The organism is Pseudomonas sp. KnCO4 (genome assembly GCF_045344305.1).
Lineage (GTDB): Bacteria > Pseudomonadota > Gammaproteobacteria > Pseudomonadales > Pseudomonadaceae > Aquipseudomonas > Aquipseudomonas anuradhapurensis.
This window is the reverse complement of the sequence record NZ_CP174199.1, coordinates 5372414-5387891: the sequence shown is the minus strand read 5'-3', so window position 1 is coordinate 5387891 and position 15478 is coordinate 5372414. Positions and strand designations below refer to the sequence as shown.

Below are 15478 nucleotides of genomic sequence, written 5' to 3'. Positions count from 1 at the left end.
CGTCGTTGACTCACCGTGGCGATGATGATGCCTCTCGCCGGGCGGCGACGGCCAGTGCCGATGGTCTTGGCGCGCCTGCCGGTGCTAGGATACAAGGTCTCCATTCTAGTCATTGCGCCGTCTGGCGCCTAGCTGCCCATGCCCAATACCCAATCGCCTTACGTTGCCTTCGCCATGCTGCTGTCCAGCAATGGCCATCCTGTCACCCCGGCCGAACTGCACGGCCTGCTGATCGGCCGCAGTTGCGCCGGTGCCGGCTTCGACGCCGAAGGCTGGCTGGCCGATGCCGCCCAGCTGCTGGAAACCGAACCTGGCGACACTGTGCGCAATGCCCTTGTCGGCCTGCAGGAAATGGTCAAGGGCGAGCTGACCAGCGACGACATGGCGATCGTCCTGCTGCTGCCTTCCGACGACGCTGCCCTGGGCGACCGTGCCACTGCACTCGGCCAGTGGTGCCAGGGCTTCATTACCGGTTTCGGTCTGAATGCCGGTGGCAAGGAGCTGTCCGACGAGGCCAAGGAAGTGCTGCAGGACCTGGTGGCCATTTCCCAGGTCCAGGAAGCCCTCGAAGAGTCCGAGGACGGCGAGAGCGACTACATGGAGGTGATGGAATACCTGCGTGTGGCGCCGCTGCTGCTGTTCTCCGAGCTGGCCAAGCCGGCCGCCCCCGCGCCCAAGCCATCGCTGCACTGATCAACCGGGGTAGTCTGCCCATGAGCCACATTCCCAAGGCCGAATATGCCCGTCGGCGCAAGGCGCTGATGGCGCAGATGGTCCCCAACAGCATCGCCATCCTGCCCGCCGCGGCGGTTGCCATCCGCAACCGCGACGTCGAGCATGTGTACCGCCAGGACAGCGACTTCCAGTACCTCAGCGGCTTCCCCGAGCCGGAGGCGGTGATCGCGCTGATCCCGGGGCGCGAGCATGGCGAATACGTGCTGTTCTGCCGTGAACGCAACCCCGAGCGCGAGCTGTGGGACGGCCTGCGTGCCGGCCAGGAGGGCGCGGTGCGCGACTTTGGCGCCGACGATGCCTTCCCCATCACCGACATCGACGAGATCCTGCCGGGCCTGATCGAAGGCCGCGAGCGGGTCTACAGCGCCATGGGCAGCAACCCCGAATTCGACCGCCGGCTGATGGACTGGATCAACGTGATCCGCTCCAAGGCACGCCTGGGCGCCCAGCCGCCGAACGAGTTCGTTGCGCTGGATCATCTGCTGCACGACATGCGCCTGTATAAATCAGCGGCGGAAGTGAAAGTGATGCGTGCTGCTGCAGACATCTCGGCACGGGCCCACGTGCGGGCCATGCAGGCCTGCCGGGCCGGGCTGCATGAATACAGCCTGGAAGCCGAGCTGGACTACGAGTTCCGCAAGGGCGGGGCGAAGATGCCGGCCTACGGCTCGATCGTCGCGGCCGGGCGCAATGCCTGCATCCTGCACTACCAGCAGAACGACGCGCCGCTCAAGGATGGCGACCTGGTGCTGATCGATGCCGGCTGCGAGATCGACTGCTATGCCAGTGACATCACCCGTACCTTCCCGGTCAGCGGGCGGTTTTCACCCGAGCAGAAGGCCATCTACGAGCTGGTGCTCAAGGCCCAGGCGGCGGCGTTTGCCGAAATCGCCCCGGGCAAGCACTGGAACCATGCCCACGAGGCAACCGTGCGGGTGATCACCGAGGGCCTGGTGCAACTGGGCCTGCTCCAGGGCGAAGTGCAGGCCTTGATCGACAGTGAGGCCTACCGCGCCTTCTACATGCATCGCGCCGGGCACTGGCTGGGCATGGATGTGCATGACGTGGGCGAGTACAAGGTTGGCGGCGAATGGCGGGTGCTTGAACCCGGCATGGCGCTGACCGTCGAGCCGGGCATCTATATCGGCGCCGACAATCAGGCCGTGGCGAAGAAGTGGCGCGGCATCGGTGTAAGAATCGAGGATGACGTGGTGGTGACCAGGCAAGGCTGTGAAATCCTGACTTCGGGCGTGCCGCGCACGGTCGCCGAGATCGAGGCGCTGATGCAGGCTGCGCGCAAGGACGTCGCATGAACCGGGTGAATCTGGCGATCATCGGTGGTGGCCTGGTCGGCGCAAGCCTGGCCCTGGCCCTGCAGGCCGGGGCCAAGGCGCGCGGCTGGAAAATCCTGCTGATCGAGCCGTTCGCCCCCGGCGACAGCTTCCAGCCCAGCTATGATGCGCGCTCGTCGGCGCTGTCGTTCGGCACCCGGCAGATCTACCAGCAGTTGGGCTTGTGGCAAGCGATCGAGCGCCGCGCCGAGCCGATCCGGCAGATTCATGTTTCCGACCGTGGCCGCTTCGGCGCTACCCGCCTGGATGCCCAGGAAGAAGGCGTGCCGGCGCTGGGTTACGTGGTGGAAAACGCCTGGTTGGGCCAATGCCTGTGGCAAGGCCTGGACACTGAAGTGGTGAGCTGGCGCTGCCCGGCGGAAGTGACCTCGATGCAGGCGATCGAAGGTGGCTACCGGCTGATGCTGAACGACGACACCCAGCTTGAATGTGACCTGGCGGTGCTTGCCGACGGTGGCCGCTCCGGCCTGCGCGAACAGCTGGGCATCCATGTGCGTCACACGCCTTACCAACAAAGCGCGTTGATCGCCAATATCACCCCGGGCGAGGCCCACGGTGGCCAGGCCTTCGAGCGTTTCACCGAAGCCGGCCCCATGGCCCTGCTGCCGCTGCCGGAAAACCGCTGTGCGCTGGTCTGGACCCGCCAGGGCATGGATGCGCGGCGCCTGGCCGATATTGACGAGCGCCACTTCCTGCGCGAGTTGCAGGCGGTGTTCGGCTACCGCCTGGGCGCGCTGCGCCAGGTTGGCGCGCGGCACCTCTACCCGTTGTCGCTGATCGAGGCCGAGGAGCAGGTGCGGCCGCACCTGGTGGTGCTGGGCAACGCCGCGCACAGCCTGCACCCGATTGCCGGGCAGGGTTTCAACCTGTCACTGCGTGACGTGCAGGCGCTGGCCGAAGCATTGCTGGCCGGCCCGCAGCGGCCTGGCGACCTGGCCACCCTGCAGGCTTATCAACAGCGCCAGCGCCTGGACCAGGCCCTGACCATCGGTTTTTCCGATCAGGTTACCCGCCTGTTCGGCAGCAGCCAGCCGTTGCTGGCCGCCGGGCGCAACCTCGGGCTGCTCGGGCTCGACCTGCTGCCGCCGGCGAAAAGCTGGTTTGCCCGCCAGGCCATGGGCCTGGGCACCCGCGCCGATTCGCGGGGGCAGGCATGACCGCTGATGCACGCCGGCTGGCGCGCCGCGCGCGCCTGTTGCGCTGGCGCCTGAACCTGTTCCCGCCGCACCTCGGCGCCGGTATCCGCGTGCAGCACATCAGTGCCGACCTGCGCAGCGTCAAGGTAGCGATGAAGCTGACCCGCTGGAACCGCAACTACGTCGGTACCCAGTGCGGCGGCAGCCTGTACGGCATGGTCGACCCGTTCTACATGCTGCTGCTGATCGAGCAACTGGGGCGTGACTATATCGTCTGGGACAAGGCCGCCAGCATCGATTTCATTTCACCGGGCAAAGGCCCGGTGTATGCCGAACTCCACGTCGATGACGCGTTGCTGGACGAGATTCGCCAGCAGACCGCCACTGGCAAGAAGTGCCTGCCGCGACTGCAGGTCGATATTCGCGACGGCGCCGGCGAGCTGGTGGCGCGGGTCGATAAAACCCTATATGTGCGGCTCAAGCCGCAAGCGAGGCTGGCGTAAGGCATGGAAATGCGCGCAGATCTGTTGATTGTCGGTGCCGGTATGGTCGGCAGCGCCCTGGCCCTGGCGTTACGCCACAGCGGCCTGCAAATCCTCTTGCTCGACGGTGGCCCGCTGGCGGTCAAGCCGTTCGATGCCCAGGCCCCGTTCGAACCGCGTGTCAGCGCGCTGTCGGCGGCCAGCCAGCGCATCCTCGAACGCCTGGGCGCCTGGGATGGCATTGCCCGGCGGCGCGCCACGCCCTACTCGGACATGCACGTATGGGACGGCAGCGGCACCGGCCAGATTCACTTCTCGGCCGCCAGCGTGCATGCCCAGGTGCTTGGCCATATCGTCGAGAACCGGGTGGTGCAGGATGGCCTGCTGGAGCGCCTGCATGACAGTGACATCGGCCTGCTAGCCAACGCCCGGCTCGAACAACTGCGCCGTTCGGGCGATGAATGGCTGCTGACCTTGGCCGACGGCCGCCGGCTGCGCGCGCCGTTGGTGATCGCGGCCGACGGCGCCAACTCGGCGGTGCGCCGTCTGGCTGGCTGCGAAACCCGCGAGTGGGATTACCTGCACCATGCCATCGTCACCAGCGTGCGTTGCAGCGCCGGGCACCAGGCCACGGCCTGGCAGCGGTTCACCGATGAAGGGCCGTTGGCGTTCCTGCCGTTGACCCGCGATGGCCAGCAGGACTGGTGCTCGATCGTCTGGTCGACCACGCCGGAACATGCCGAGCAGTTGATGGCATTGGATGAAGCGGCCTTCGTGAAGGCCCTGCAGCAGGCTTTCGAGGGGCGCCTGGGGGATGTCCTGCAGGCCGACCCGCGGGTGTGCGTGCCGTTGCGCCAGCGCCACGCCAAGCGTTATGTGGATGAAGGCCTGGCCTTGATCGGCGATGCCGCACATACCATTCACCCGTTGGCCGGGCAGGGGGTCAACCTGGGCTTCCTCGATGCTGCTGTGCTGGCCGAGGTGCTGGTCAACGCCTGCGAGCGTGGCGAGCGGCTGGCGGATGTGAAAGTACTGAGCCGTTACGAGCGCCGACGCATGCCGCACAACCTGGCGCTGATGGCGGCGATGGAAGGGTTCGAGCGGTTGTTCCAGGCCAACCCGTTGCCGTTGCGCTGGTTACGTAACACTGGCTTGAAGCTGGTGCAGCAGATGCCGGAGGCCAAGGCGCTGTTCGTGCGCCAGGCGCTGGGTTTGACCGGTGATCTGCCGGATCTCGCCAAGGCCTGAGATTGCTGGAATCTGTGGGAGCGGGCATGCCCGCGAAACAGGCAACGCGGTGTATGGCACCGGCTTTGCCGGTGTTCGCGGGCATGCCCGCTTCCACAAGAACCTCGCAACTGTTATCCCTCTGCAACATCCAGTAACGGCTAGATGGATGAGCCGGAAAATGGGATTCACTACCATTTGCGCCTCTCATACGATCCGAGGAGCGCTTTCCATGTTGCCACGCAAGCCCCTACTGGCCGCCCTGGCCCTGACCCTGTTCGGCGGCACTGCCCAGGCGGCGGACGAAGTGGTGGTGTACTCCTCGCGCATCGACGAGCTGATCAAGCCAGTGTTCGATGCCTATACCGCCAAGACCGGGGTGAAGATCAAGTTCATCACCGACAAGGAGGCCCCACTGATGCAACGCATCAAGGCCGAGGGCGACAACGGCGTGGCCGACCTGCTGCTGACCGTCGATGCCGGCAACCTGTGGCAGGCCGAGCAGATGGGCATCCTGCAGCCGATCCAATCCGACATCATCGACCGCAACATCCCGCCGCAGTACCGCGCTTCGTCGCACGACTGGACTGGCCTGAGCCTGCGCGCGCGCACCATCATCTACTCCACCGAGCGGGTCAAGCCGGAGGAGTTGAGCACCTACGAGGCCCTGGCCGACAAACAGTGGGAAGGCCGCCTGTGCCTGCGTACGGCGAAGAAGGTGTACAACCAGTCGCTGACTGCCACCCTGATCGAGACCCACGGCGAGGCGAAGACCGAGCAGATCGTCAAAGGCTGGGTCAACAACCTGTCCACCGACGTGTTCTCCGATGACAACGCGGTGATCCAGGCCATCGAGGCCGGCCAGTGCGACGTGGGCGTGGTCAACACCTATTACTACGGCCGGCTGCACCAGCAGAACCCGCAACTGCCGGTGAAGATCTTCTGGCCCAACCAGGGTGACCGTGGCGTGCACGTGAACCTGTCCGGCATCGGCCTGACCAAGCATGCGCCACACCCGGAGGCGGCGAAGAAGCTGGTGGAATGGATGACTACTGAAGAGGCGCAGAAGCTGTTTGCCGACATCAACCAGGAGTTCCCGGCCAACCCCAAGGTCAAGCCATCGGACGAAGTGGCGGCGTGGGGCAGCTTCAAGGCCGACAGCATTCCGGTGGAGATCGCCGGCAAGCGCCAGGCTGAAGCGATTCGCTTGATGGACCGGGCTGGCTGGAACTAAGCGCCAGGCTTTATCCTTTCGGGGCCTATCAGGCCTTTTCGCGGGCACGCCCGCTGCCACAGGTTGGCCACTGCCTTTGACGCATGTGCGCTCCCTGTGGGAGCGGGCATGCCCGCGAACGACCGCAAGGCGGTCGCAAATCATCCACAGAGACATTCCACTTGCCGCACACCGCCCAACGCCGCTGGTACCTCCCGGTGGCCCTGATCGCCGCCCTGGTGCTCCTGCCCCTGAGCGTGCTGCTGCTGTCGTGGCAGTCGATCGACCTGCAGATCTGGTCGCACCTGCTCGACACCCAGATGAGCCGCCTGCTGGGCAATACCCTGACGCTGGTGGTGGGCGTGGGCATCGGCGTCACCTTGCTGGGTGTCAGCCTGGCCTGGCTGACCAGCCTCTGCGAGTTCCCCGGTCGGCGCTGGCTGGACTGGGCGCTGATGCTCCCGTTCGCCATCCCTGCCTACGTGCTGGCATTCGTCTTCGTCGGCCTGCTGGACTTCGCCGGCCCGGTACAAAGCGCCTTGCGCGAGCTGTTCGGGCCAATGCGCCTGCCGCGGGTGCGCTCGACCGCTGGGGTGATCGTCGTGCTGGTGCTGGTGTTCTACCCCTATGTCTACCTGCTGGCGCGCAGCGCCTTCCTGGCCCAGGGCAAGGGCCTGATGGAAGCGGCGCGGGTGCTTGGGCTGTCCCCGCTGCAAGCATTCTGGCGCGTGGCGCTGCCCATGGCGCGGCCGGCGATCGGCGCCGGGATAGCCTTGGCGTTGATGGAAACCCTGGCGGATTTCGGCGCCGTGGCGGTGTTCAACTTCGACACCTTCACCACCGCCATCTACAAGACCTGGTACGGCTTCTTCAGCCTGTCCAGCGCAGCCCAGCTGGCCAGCCTGCTGTTGTTGGCGGTGATGCTGGTGCTGTACGGCGAACGCCGGGCACGCGGCGCCAGCCGCAGCGGCAACGAGCGACCGCGCGGGCAGGCGCTGTACCACCTGCGTGGGATCAAGGCGTTGCTGGCCAGTGGCTGGTGCCTGCTGGTGTTCGCCTGCGCCTTCGTCATCCCGCTGCTGCAACTGCTGAGCTGGTTCTGGCAGCGCGGCCGGCATGACCTGGACGAACGCTACGTCGGCCTGGTGCTGCACACCCTGTACCTGGGCGGCTTGGCGGCGCTGGTCACGGTGAGCGTGGCGCTGCTGCTGGCCTTTGCACGGCGCCAGGCACCGACGAATGCCATCCGCGCCGGGGTCGGCCTGGCCAACCTGGGCTATGCCTTGCCCGGTTCGGTGCTGGCGGTATCAATCATGCTGGCCTTCAGCTACCTCGATAACCAGCTGGTCATCCCGCTGTCCAGCTGGCTGGGCGGGGCTGGCAAGCCACTGTTGCTGGGTAGCCTTGCTGCGTTGCTGCTGGCCTACCTGGTGCGCTTCATCGCGGTGGCTTACGGGCCGCTGGAAAGCAGCCTGGAGCGTATTCGCCCGTCGCTTCCCGAGGCATCGCGCAGCCTGGGTGTCGGTGGCATGAGATTGTTTTTCAAGGTGTATCTGCCGCTGCTGGTACCGGGTGCCCTCAGCGCCGCCTTGCTGGTGTTCGTCGACGTCCTCAAGGAAATGCCGGCCACCTTGCTGATGCGCCCGTTCGGCTGGGACACCCTGGCCGTGCGGGTGTTCGAGATGACCAGCGAGGGTGAGTGGGCACGTGCATCGCTGCCGGCACTGAGCCTGGTGCTGGTGGGGTTGCTGCCGGTCATCGGCCTGATTCGCCGTTCGGCTCGTCGACCCGGTCACAGTCACTGAGGGTGTCAGCCCGCGCCCTTGCGGCTACAATGCGCGGCACTCGCGCGGCGGGTCCTACACAAGAAGAGCTGACGACCCAACGTCATCGACCGCCGCCGCTTCGCCACGCCCGGAAGGAGAAACCCATGGGACAGCGCACGCTTTTGTACGACCTGCACCTGGCGCTGGGCGCCAAGACGGTCGATTTCGGTGGCTGGGACATGCCCCTGCACTATGGCTCGCAGGTCGAGGAGCACCATCAGGTGCGCAGCGATTGCGGGGTGTTCGATGTGTCCCACATGACCGTGATCGATGTCGACGGCAGCGACGCCACTGCCTGGTTGCAGCGCCTGCTGGCCAACGACGTGGCCCGTCTCGACGATATCGGCAAGGCACTGTACAGCCCGTTGCTGCAGGAGCAGGGCAAGGTCATCGACGACCTGATCGTCTACCGCACCGAAACCGGCTACCGCCTGGTCACCAACGCCGCCACCCGGGCCAAGGTACTCGATTGGCTGGCCGCACAGCGTGCCGGTTTTGCCGTGGACTTCCGGGTCCGTCCCGACCTGGCCATCCTTGCCATCCAGGGCCCGCATGCGCGTGAAAAGGTCGCCGCCCTGCTCAGCCCCGCGCGCGCCGCGCTGATTCGCGAACTGCGCCCATTCGAGGGCATTGCCGAAGGCGACTGGTTCATTGCCCGCACCGGGTATACCGGTGAAGACGGCCTGGAGATCATCCTCCCTGGCGAGCAGGCGGTGGCCTTCTTCAACGACCTGGTCGGCGCCGGTATTGCCCCAAGCGGCCTTGGCGCCCGCGACACCCTGCGCCTGGAAGCCGGCATGAACCTGTACGGCCAGGACATCGACGAAGCACACACACCACTCACTTCCAACCTGGGCTGGAGCATCGCCTGGGAGCCCGCCGAGCGCAACTTCATCGGCCGCGCCGGCCTGCTGGCGGAAATCGAACAAGGTGTACAGGAAAAACTGGTCGGCCTGGTGCTGGAAGAGCGTGGTGTACTGCGTGCCCACCAGGTGGTTCGGGTGGCAGGGATTGGCGAAGGGGAGATCACCAGTGGTAGTTTCTCGCCTACGCTGAGCAAGTCCATTGCCCTTGCACGCGTACCCATGGCCACCGGCGACCGGGCCGAGGTGGAAATTCGCGGTAAGTGGTACCCGGTGCGGGTGGTCAAACCGACCTTCGTGCGCCACGGCAAGATCCTGATCTGATCAAATTTTAACCGGCGGGCGTACCGCTGAGCCAATCGAGGAATTCAAGACATGAGCGATATCCCTAGCGACCTGCGTTTTGCCGAAAGCCATGAATGGGCCCGCCTGGAAGCCGACGGCACCGTCACCGTGGGTATCAGCGACCACGCCCAACAAGCCCTGGGCGACGTGGTGTTCGTTGAACTGGCCGAGGTCGGCAAGGCGTTTGGCGCTGGCGACGCCGCCGGTGTGGTCGAATCGGTGAAGGCCGCTTCGGACATCTATGCCCCAGTGGGTGGTGAAGTGATCGCGGTCAACGAAGAGCTGGCTGACAGCCCGGAACTGCTCAACGAAGCACCTTACGAGGCGTGGATCTTCAAGCTGAAGCCAAGCAACCCGGCCGAGCTGGACAAGCTGCTGGATGCTGCAGGCTACAAGGCTGCCATCGGCGAGTAACTGCAGGATCCTTGGGGCTGCTTCGCAGCCTTATCGACACCAGGCCGGTCCTGCAGGAAATCGCTAGGAGCGGCCTGGTGTCGCGATAGGGGCGCAAAGCGCCCCCGGCAGTCGCCAGGCGAAAACAAGTTTCCCCGCACAATCGGCAATCCCTTCCTAGACTTGTAAGTCTCCATGAGAGCTGGCCTAGGAAGAGAGCGTCGTCATGTCCCAGTCGCCATCCCTGCATCAACTGCAAGAGCCCAACCCTTTCCTGCGTCGCCACCTGGGCCCTGATGCTGCAGAGCAGCAGGCCATGCTCAATGCGCTTGGCGTTGCCAGCCGCAGTGAGCTGATCGAGCAGACCGTACCGCCAGACATCCGTCTCGATCACCCGCTCGACTTGCCCGCTGCGCTGGACGAACAGGCCGCCCTGGCCAAACTCGCCGGCTACGCCGCACAGAACCAGGTCTGGACCAGCCTGATCGGCATGGGCTACCACGGCACCATCACGCCCACGGTCATCCTGCGCAACGTGCTGGAAAACCCTGGCTGGTACACCGCCTATACCCCCTATCAGCCCGAAATCGCCCAAGGCCGGCTGGAGGCGCTGCTGAATTTCCAGCAGATGGTCATCGACCTTACCGGGCTGGCCCTGGCCAATGCCTCGCTGCTCGACGAGGCTACTGCTGCCGCCGAAGCCATGGCGTTGGCCAAGCGGGTGGCACGCAACAAGAGCAATGCCTTCTTTGCCGACGAACATTGCCACCCGCAGACGCTGTCGGTGCTGAAGACTCGCGCTGAAGGCTTTGGCTTCGAACTGATCGTCGACGCTGTGGATAACCTTGGCAAACATGCGGTATTCGGTGCTTTGCTGCAGTACCCCGACACTCATGGCGAAGTACGCGACCTGCGCCCGCTGATCGACCAGTTGCACAGCCAGCATGCATTGGCCTGCGTGGCGGCGGACCTGCTCAGCCTGGTGGTGCTGGCGCCGCCTGGGGAACTGGGTGCGGATGTGGTACTGGGTTCGACCCAGCGCTTTGGCGTACCGATGGGCTATGGCGGCCCTCATGCAGCCTATTTCGCCTGTCGCGACGACTACAAGCGGGCCATGCCGGGGCGCATCATCGGCGTGTCGCGTGATGCTCGTGGCAACACCGCCCTGCGCATGGCGCTGCAAACCCGCGAGCAGCATATCCGCCGCGAAAAGGCCAACTCCAACATTTGTACGGCACAGGTGCTGCTGGCCAACATCGCCGGCTTCTATGCGGTATACCATGGCCCAGAAGGCCTGCAACGCATTGCCCAGCGCGTGCATCGGTTGACCTTCATCCTGGCCGCAGGCCTCGAAGCCAAGGGTATCCGGCGGTTGAACCAGCATTTCTTCGACACGCTTACCGTGGATGTCGGTGGCGCCCAGGCGGCCATCATCGAAAGCGCCGAAGCCGCGCAGATCAACTTGCGTATCCTTGGCCGCGGGCGTTTGGGCGTGAGCCTTGACGAGACCTGTTCGGAGCAGACGGTGCTGCGCCTGTTCGACATCTTCCTGGGCGTGGACCACGGCCTGGACATTGCCGCACTCGACCAGCTCGCCCTGCCCGAAGGGATTCCAGCGAGTTTGGTGCGGCGCACGCCGTTCCTTACGCACCCGGTGTTCAACCTGCACCACAGCGAAACCGAAATGCTGCGCTACCTCAAGCAGCTGGAGAACAAGGACCTGGCGCTGAACCAGTCGATGATCCCGCTGGGCTCGTGCACCATGAAGCTCAACGCCACCAGCGAGATGATCCCTATCACCTGGCCGGGCTTTGCCCAGTTGCACCCGTTTGCCCCGGCCGCCCAGGCTGCCGGCTACAAGGCGATGATCGACGAACTGGAAAGCTGGTTGTGCGCCATTACCGGTTTCGATGCCATCTGCATGCAGCCCAATTCCGGTGCCCAGGGTGAATATGCCGGGCTGATGGCCATCACCCGCTACCACCGCAGCCGTCACCAGCCGCAACGCACCTTGTGCCTGATCCCGTCCTCAGCCCACGGTACCAATCCGGCTTCGGCGCAGATGGCTGGCATGGAGGTGGTGATCGTTGATTGCGACGACCATGGCAACGTTGACCTGGCCGACCTAAAGGCCAAGGCGCACGCCGCTGCAGACCGCCTGTCGTGCCTGATGATCACCTACCCGTCGACCCACGGCGTATACGAAGAGGGCATTCGCGAAATCTGCGAAGTGGTGCACCAGCACGGTGGCCAGGTGTACATGGATGGCGCCAACCTCAACGCCCAGGTGGGGCTGGCGCGCCCGGCGGATATTGGCGCCGACGTTTCCCACATGAACCTGCACAAGACGTTCTGCATACCCCACGGCGGTGGCGGCCCCGGCATGGGCCCGATCGGCATCCGCGAGCACCTCAAGCCGTTTGTCGCCAGCCACCCGGTGGTGCCGGTACCCGGCCTGGAGCCGAACAACAGTGCAGTCAGTGCCGCGCCCTGGGGGAGTGCGAGCATCTTGCCGATCAGCTGGATGTACATCGCCATGATGGGCCCGCAGCTGGCTGACGCCAGCGAAGTGGCGATCCTCTCGGCCAACTACCTAGCCAGCCAGTTGAGCGGCGCCTTCCCGGTGCTCTACCGTGGGCGCAACCAGCGGGTGGCGCATGAATGCATCCTCGACCTGCGGCCGCTGAAGGCACTGACCGGCATCAGCGAAGAGGACGTGGCCAAGCGCCTGATGGATTACGGCTTCCATGCGCCGACCATGTCTTTCCCGGTGCCGGGCACGCTGATGGTCGAGCCGACCGAGAGTGAGTCGAAGGCCGAGCTGGACCGGTTCGTCGAGGCGATGCTGGCGATTCGCGCGGAAATCGGCGAAGTGCAGGAGGGTAACTGGCCAGCGGAGAACAATCCGCTCAAGCATGCGCCGCATACGCTGGCTGACGTGCTGGGGGTGTGGGACAGGCCCTATAGCCTGGAGCAAGCGGTGGCGCCCAGTGCCCACGTGCGCCAGCACAAGTACTGGCCGGCTGTGAACCGGGTCGACAACGTCTATGGGGACAGGAATCTGTTCTGTGCTTGTGTGCCGGTGGAAGCTTATCGCTGAGGCCGGGGGCCGCTTTGCAGCCCATCGCGACACAAGGCCGCTCCTACAACGACCGCGAAACCCTGAACTGCGCCCCTGAGGTTGGATTTTTTGTCCAACAAAAGGGGGCGCACCTCAAGCGTGTAGGAGCGGCCTTGTGTCGCGATAGGGGTGCCAAGCACCCCCCAAGGATTTATTCGGCTACCGCGTTCTTGGCCAGAATGGCATTGGCCAGTTCCATGTCGGTGGCCTGCAGGCCTGGGTGCTCCGCGCGGGCCTGACGAATTGCCGCTTCCAGGAACGGCCCACGGATTGCACCCTCGCTGGCCACGAAGCTGCCAGCGTCATCCTGCGCCGCCATCACCAGCTTGTGGTCCCCCGAGGTCAGGTAGCTGGATGCCGTGGTAGCACCGGTGGTCATCACGTTACGCCAGAAGGTATCGGCCATGGCCGAGCCAATAGGCAGCGAAAGCAAGGCAGCAGCGGCGATGGCGGTTTTGAGACGCATGTTGAAACACCTCGAAAGGGGTGGCGGTTGAAGATGCGCGGTTGGATTTACGGTAAAGAGGTAAGTTCCTTGAATACAAGGCGTTTTTACCTATGAACAGACCCGTAGCACTTCCTCCTGTCGGGTCTGCCCGCTGGCCACCTTGGCCTCCCCGCAAGCGCGCAAGTCGAGCAGGCCATCGGCCTTTGCCTGGCGCCGCAGGCTGGCCAGATCGCTGCCTGGGCCTATCTGTGCACGCAGGCTGTCGCTGGGTACCAGCAGCTCGAACAAGCCGGTGCGGCCGTGGAACCCGGTACCCCGGCAGGTGCGGCACGGCTGGCTGCCGGGCGCCGTCAGTGCGCCGCGGCAATCGGCGCACAAGGTACGCACCAGGCGCTGGGCCATCACGCCGGCCAGTGTTGCCTTGATCAGGTAGTCGGCTACGCCCAGCTCCTGCAGGCGGGTGATTGCACTGCAGGCGTCGTTGGTATGCAGGGTGGACAGCACCAGGTGGCCGGTCAGCGCTGCCTGTACCGCCACCAGGGCCGTTTCGCGGTCGCGAATTTCGCCGATCATGATGATATCCGGGTCCTGGCGCAGCAGGGCCCGTACACCGTTGGCAAAGCCCAGGTCCAGGGCGGGCTGCACCTGCAACTGGTTGAAGGCAGGCTCCAGGCGTTCGATTGGGTCCTCGATGGTGCACAGGTTGACTTGTGGCGTGGCCAGCAGCTTGAGGCTGGCGTATAGCGTGCTGGTCTTGCCGGAACCGGTCGGGCCGGTGACCAGGATAATCCCCTGACGCTGCTGCAGCAGGCTTTGCCATTGCGCCAGTTGCGGCCCTTCCAGGCCAAGGCGATCGAAGCCCTCCTGCAGCTGTTGCGGGTCGAACAGGCGTAGCACCAGTTTCTCGCCGAATGGGGTCGGCAGGGTCGACAGTCGCAGCTCCACCTCGGCGCCGCCAGGCAGGCAGCTTTGCAGGCGGCCATCCTGCGGCCGGCGTTTTTCCGCGACGTCCATGCGTGCCAGATGTTTCAGGCGGCTGACCAGCGCCAGGGTGACCCCGGCCGGGAACGCATACACGCAGTGCAGCAGGCCGTCGATGCGGTAGCGCAGCTGGCCTTGGTCACGGCGGGGCTCCAGGTGGATATCGCTGGCGCGTTGTTCGATGGCGTACTGCAGCAGCCAGTCGACGATATGCACGATATGGGCGTCGTCGGCGCTGGCCTCGGCCTGGCGCTTGCCCAGTTCCAGCAGCTGCTCGAGTTCACCGAGGCTGGCCGACTGCTGGTTTTGTGCGCCCTTTACCGACTGAGCCAAGCGGTGCAAGGACTGCCCTGCCTGACGAATCTGCAATGGGCTGGCCAGCACGCGACGTATCGGTCGGCCCAGGCTGCGGGCCAGGTCCGCGTACCAGTCGTCCTGGTACGGCTGGGCACTGGCGACTGTGACACCGGTGTCGTCGGCGGCGATGATGAGGATGCCATGGCGCTGGGCGAAGGCAGGGGAGATCAGGCCGCTGATCTGCGTCAGGTCGAGTTGCAGCGGGTCGATGCGCAGATAGGGTTGGCCGACCTTGTGAGCCAGCCATCGGCAAAGGCCGTCCAGGTCCAAGGCTTGGCCGGGGTGCTGGCGGTCCTCCAGGCTGCAGGCAGCGATTTGCTCCAGCGGGTGGCTGATGGGGTGGCTGGCGGCGTGTTCGAGTACTTGCAGGGTGTCGTTGGCGTGCAGATGCTGGTCGGCGAGCAGGGCTTGGAGCACGCGCCTGAGGTCGAGTGCCGGGTTGTCGGGGGTGTGCATGGGGGCGTCCGTGCCTGATGAGGAAGTGCTGATCAAGGCTAGCCGGGCAGCGGAAGGTTATCGGGAGCGAAAGGTTTCGGGATTTTGCTGTGCCTATCCTGGCCCTGCCGCCGGCAATAGGGCGGGTAACTGCTCACCCAATCGCCAGTTCCAGCCGCTGCAGGTTGGTCAGGCTCACCTCGCCCACGCACACCAGGTTGCGCAGCTTCTGCGCGATCACCTCGGCCCGATGCCAGCTCAGGCCACCGATGCCGACCTCGATATCCAGCCAGTCATCCTGCTGGCTGACCTGCACGCTGTGCGGGGTCAGGAATTGCAGGGCAAACAGGTTGAGCACCCGGCACAGGCTGTCAGGCTCGGCTTCGGCCTGCAGGCGGTAGTGCACGGTGCTATGGGCGTTGGTGGCGGCCCAGGCGTCGGTACGGGGTTGTGCGTTCATGCTGGTCTCCGCAGATGTGGGAGAAATTCTTGCACGTTGGCAGGGGCATTTTTTCGCTATGATTCAAGCGATTCGCTGTGTTGGCGAATAGAAGTATTCGTGAA

General features: G+C 65.0%; 13 protein-coding genes. 10 read left to right on the top strand and 3 right to left on the bottom strand.

The window, feature by feature from the left end; translation table 11 throughout:
- Nucleotides 1–138: 138 nt before the first annotated feature.
- The 10 genes from ACJA3S_RS24795 (at nucleotide 139) to gcvP (ending at nucleotide 12672) form a co-directional block, all read left to right on the top strand.
- Nucleotides 139–693 (top strand): YecA family protein, encoded by a 555-nt coding sequence (locus ACJA3S_RS24795; RefSeq protein ID WP_406820332.1) that lies wholly within the window; start codon nucleotides 139–141, stop codon nucleotides 691–693.
- A gap of 20 nt (nucleotides 694–713) precedes the next feature.
- A complete protein-coding gene (pepP, locus tag ACJA3S_RS24790; RefSeq protein ID WP_170033645.1) occupies nucleotides 714–2048 on the top strand; it encodes a Xaa-Pro aminopeptidase in 1335 nt (444 codons plus the stop codon).
- Nucleotides 2045–3244 (top strand): 2-octaprenyl-6-methoxyphenyl hydroxylase, encoded by a 1200-nt coding sequence (gene ubiH / locus ACJA3S_RS24785; RefSeq protein ID WP_406820331.1) that lies wholly within the window; start codon nucleotides 2045–2047, stop codon nucleotides 3242–3244. The genes pepP and ubiH overlap by 4 nt, the downstream gene beginning before the upstream one ends.
- Nucleotides 3241–3726 (top strand): DUF4442 domain-containing protein, encoded by a 486-nt coding sequence (locus tag ACJA3S_RS24780; protein ID WP_186684121.1) that lies wholly within the window; start codon nucleotides 3241–3243, stop codon nucleotides 3724–3726. The genes ubiH and ACJA3S_RS24780 overlap by 4 nt, the downstream gene beginning before the upstream one ends.
- Nucleotides 3727–3735: 9 nt before the next feature.
- Nucleotides 3736–4953, top strand: a complete 1218-nt coding sequence (locus ACJA3S_RS24775; protein ID WP_406820330.1) for a 2-octaprenyl-3-methyl-6-methoxy-1,4-benzoquinol hydroxylase — start codon at nucleotides 3736–3738, stop codon at nucleotides 4951–4953.
- A 211-nt stretch (nucleotides 4954–5164) separates the two neighbouring features.
- Complete coding sequence (locus ACJA3S_RS24770) at nucleotides 5165–6166, top strand: extracellular solute-binding protein (protein ID WP_406820329.1); 1002 nt, start codon at nucleotides 5165–5167, stop codon at nucleotides 6164–6166.
- Nucleotides 6167–6327: 161 nt separating this feature from the next.
- On the top strand, nucleotides 6328–7950 hold the full coding sequence (locus tag ACJA3S_RS24765) for an ABC transporter permease (protein WP_406820328.1): 1623 nt from the start codon (nucleotides 6328–6330) through the stop codon (nucleotides 7948–7950).
- A 125-nt stretch (nucleotides 7951–8075) separates the two neighbouring features.
- On the top strand, nucleotides 8076–9158 hold the full coding sequence (gene gcvT, locus ACJA3S_RS24760; RefSeq protein ID WP_406820327.1) for a glycine cleavage system aminomethyltransferase GcvT: 1083 nt from the start codon (nucleotides 8076–8078) through the stop codon (nucleotides 9156–9158).
- A 51-nt stretch (nucleotides 9159–9209) separates the two neighbouring features.
- A complete protein-coding gene (gene gcvH, locus ACJA3S_RS24755) occupies nucleotides 9210–9593 on the top strand; it encodes a glycine cleavage system protein GcvH (RefSeq protein WP_406820326.1) in 384 nt (127 codons plus the stop codon).
- Nucleotides 9594–9798: 205 nt separating this feature from the next.
- On the top strand, nucleotides 9799–12672 hold the full coding sequence (gene gcvP / locus ACJA3S_RS24750; RefSeq protein WP_406820325.1) for an aminomethyl-transferring glycine dehydrogenase: 2874 nt from the start codon (nucleotides 9799–9801) through the stop codon (nucleotides 12670–12672).
- Between the two features lie 172 nt (nucleotides 12673–12844).
- Here the strand turns inward: gcvP and ACJA3S_RS24745 are convergent, their stop codons facing one another.
- The 3 genes from ACJA3S_RS24745 to ACJA3S_RS24735 all read right to left on the bottom strand — a co-directional run bounded on the left by ACJA3S_RS24745 (nucleotide 12845) and on the right by ACJA3S_RS24735 (nucleotide 15374).
- A complete protein-coding gene (locus tag ACJA3S_RS24745; protein WP_406820324.1) occupies nucleotides 12845–13159 on the bottom strand; it encodes a DUF2388 domain-containing protein in 315 nt (104 codons plus the stop codon).
- Nucleotides 13160–13249: 90 nt separating this feature from the next.
- Nucleotides 13250–14935: a GspE/PulE family protein gene (locus ACJA3S_RS24740; protein WP_406820323.1), complete on the bottom strand. Its 1686-nt coding sequence runs from the start codon at nucleotides 14933–14935 to the stop codon at nucleotides 13250–13252.
- 133 nt (nucleotides 14936–15068) lie between these two features.
- Entirely contained in the window at nucleotides 15069–15374 is a 306-nt protein-coding gene (locus ACJA3S_RS24735; protein ID WP_170033623.1) for a hypothetical protein, read from the bottom strand.
- Between the last annotated feature and the right edge of the window lie 104 nt (nucleotides 15375–15478).

Excerpts from the sequence above, each read along its gene's own strand:
- pepP (WP_170033645.1), top strand. The coding sequence starts at position 714 with ATGAGCCACATTCCCAAGGCCGAATATGCCCGTCGGCGCAAGGCGCTG.
- ACJA3S_RS24745 (WP_406820324.1), bottom strand. The coding sequence starts at position 13,159 with ATGCGTCTCAAAACCGCCATCGCCGCTGCTGCCTTGCTTTCGCTGCCT.
- gcvT (WP_406820327.1), top strand. The coding sequence starts at position 8,076 with ATGGGACAGCGCACGCTTTTGTACGACCTGCACCTGGCGCTGGGCGCC.
- gcvP (WP_406820325.1), top strand. The coding sequence starts at position 9,799 with ATGTCCCAGTCGCCATCCCTGCATCAACTGCAAGAGCCCAACCCTTTC.
- gcvH (WP_406820326.1), top strand. The coding sequence starts at position 9,210 with ATGAGCGATATCCCTAGCGACCTGCGTTTTGCCGAAAGCCATGAATGG.
- ACJA3S_RS24795 (WP_406820332.1), top strand. The coding sequence starts at position 139 with ATGCCCAATACCCAATCGCCTTACGTTGCCTTCGCCATGCTGCTGTCC.
- ACJA3S_RS24735 (WP_170033623.1), bottom strand. The coding sequence starts at position 15,374 with ATGAACGCACAACCCCGTACCGACGCCTGGGCCGCCACCAACGCCCAT.
- ACJA3S_RS24780 (WP_186684121.1), top strand. The coding sequence starts at position 3,241 with ATGACCGCTGATGCACGCCGGCTGGCGCGCCGCGCGCGCCTGTTGCGC.
- ACJA3S_RS24740 (WP_406820323.1), bottom strand. The coding sequence starts at position 14,935 with ATGCACACCCCCGACAACCCGGCACTCGACCTCAGGCGCGTGCTCCAA.
- ACJA3S_RS24775 (WP_406820330.1), top strand. The coding sequence starts at position 3,736 with ATGCGCGCAGATCTGTTGATTGTCGGTGCCGGTATGGTCGGCAGCGCC.
- ACJA3S_RS24770 (WP_406820329.1), top strand. The coding sequence starts at position 5,165 with ATGTTGCCACGCAAGCCCCTACTGGCCGCCCTGGCCCTGACCCTGTTC.
- ubiH (WP_406820331.1), top strand. The coding sequence starts at position 2,045 with ATGAACCGGGTGAATCTGGCGATCATCGGTGGTGGCCTGGTCGGCGCA.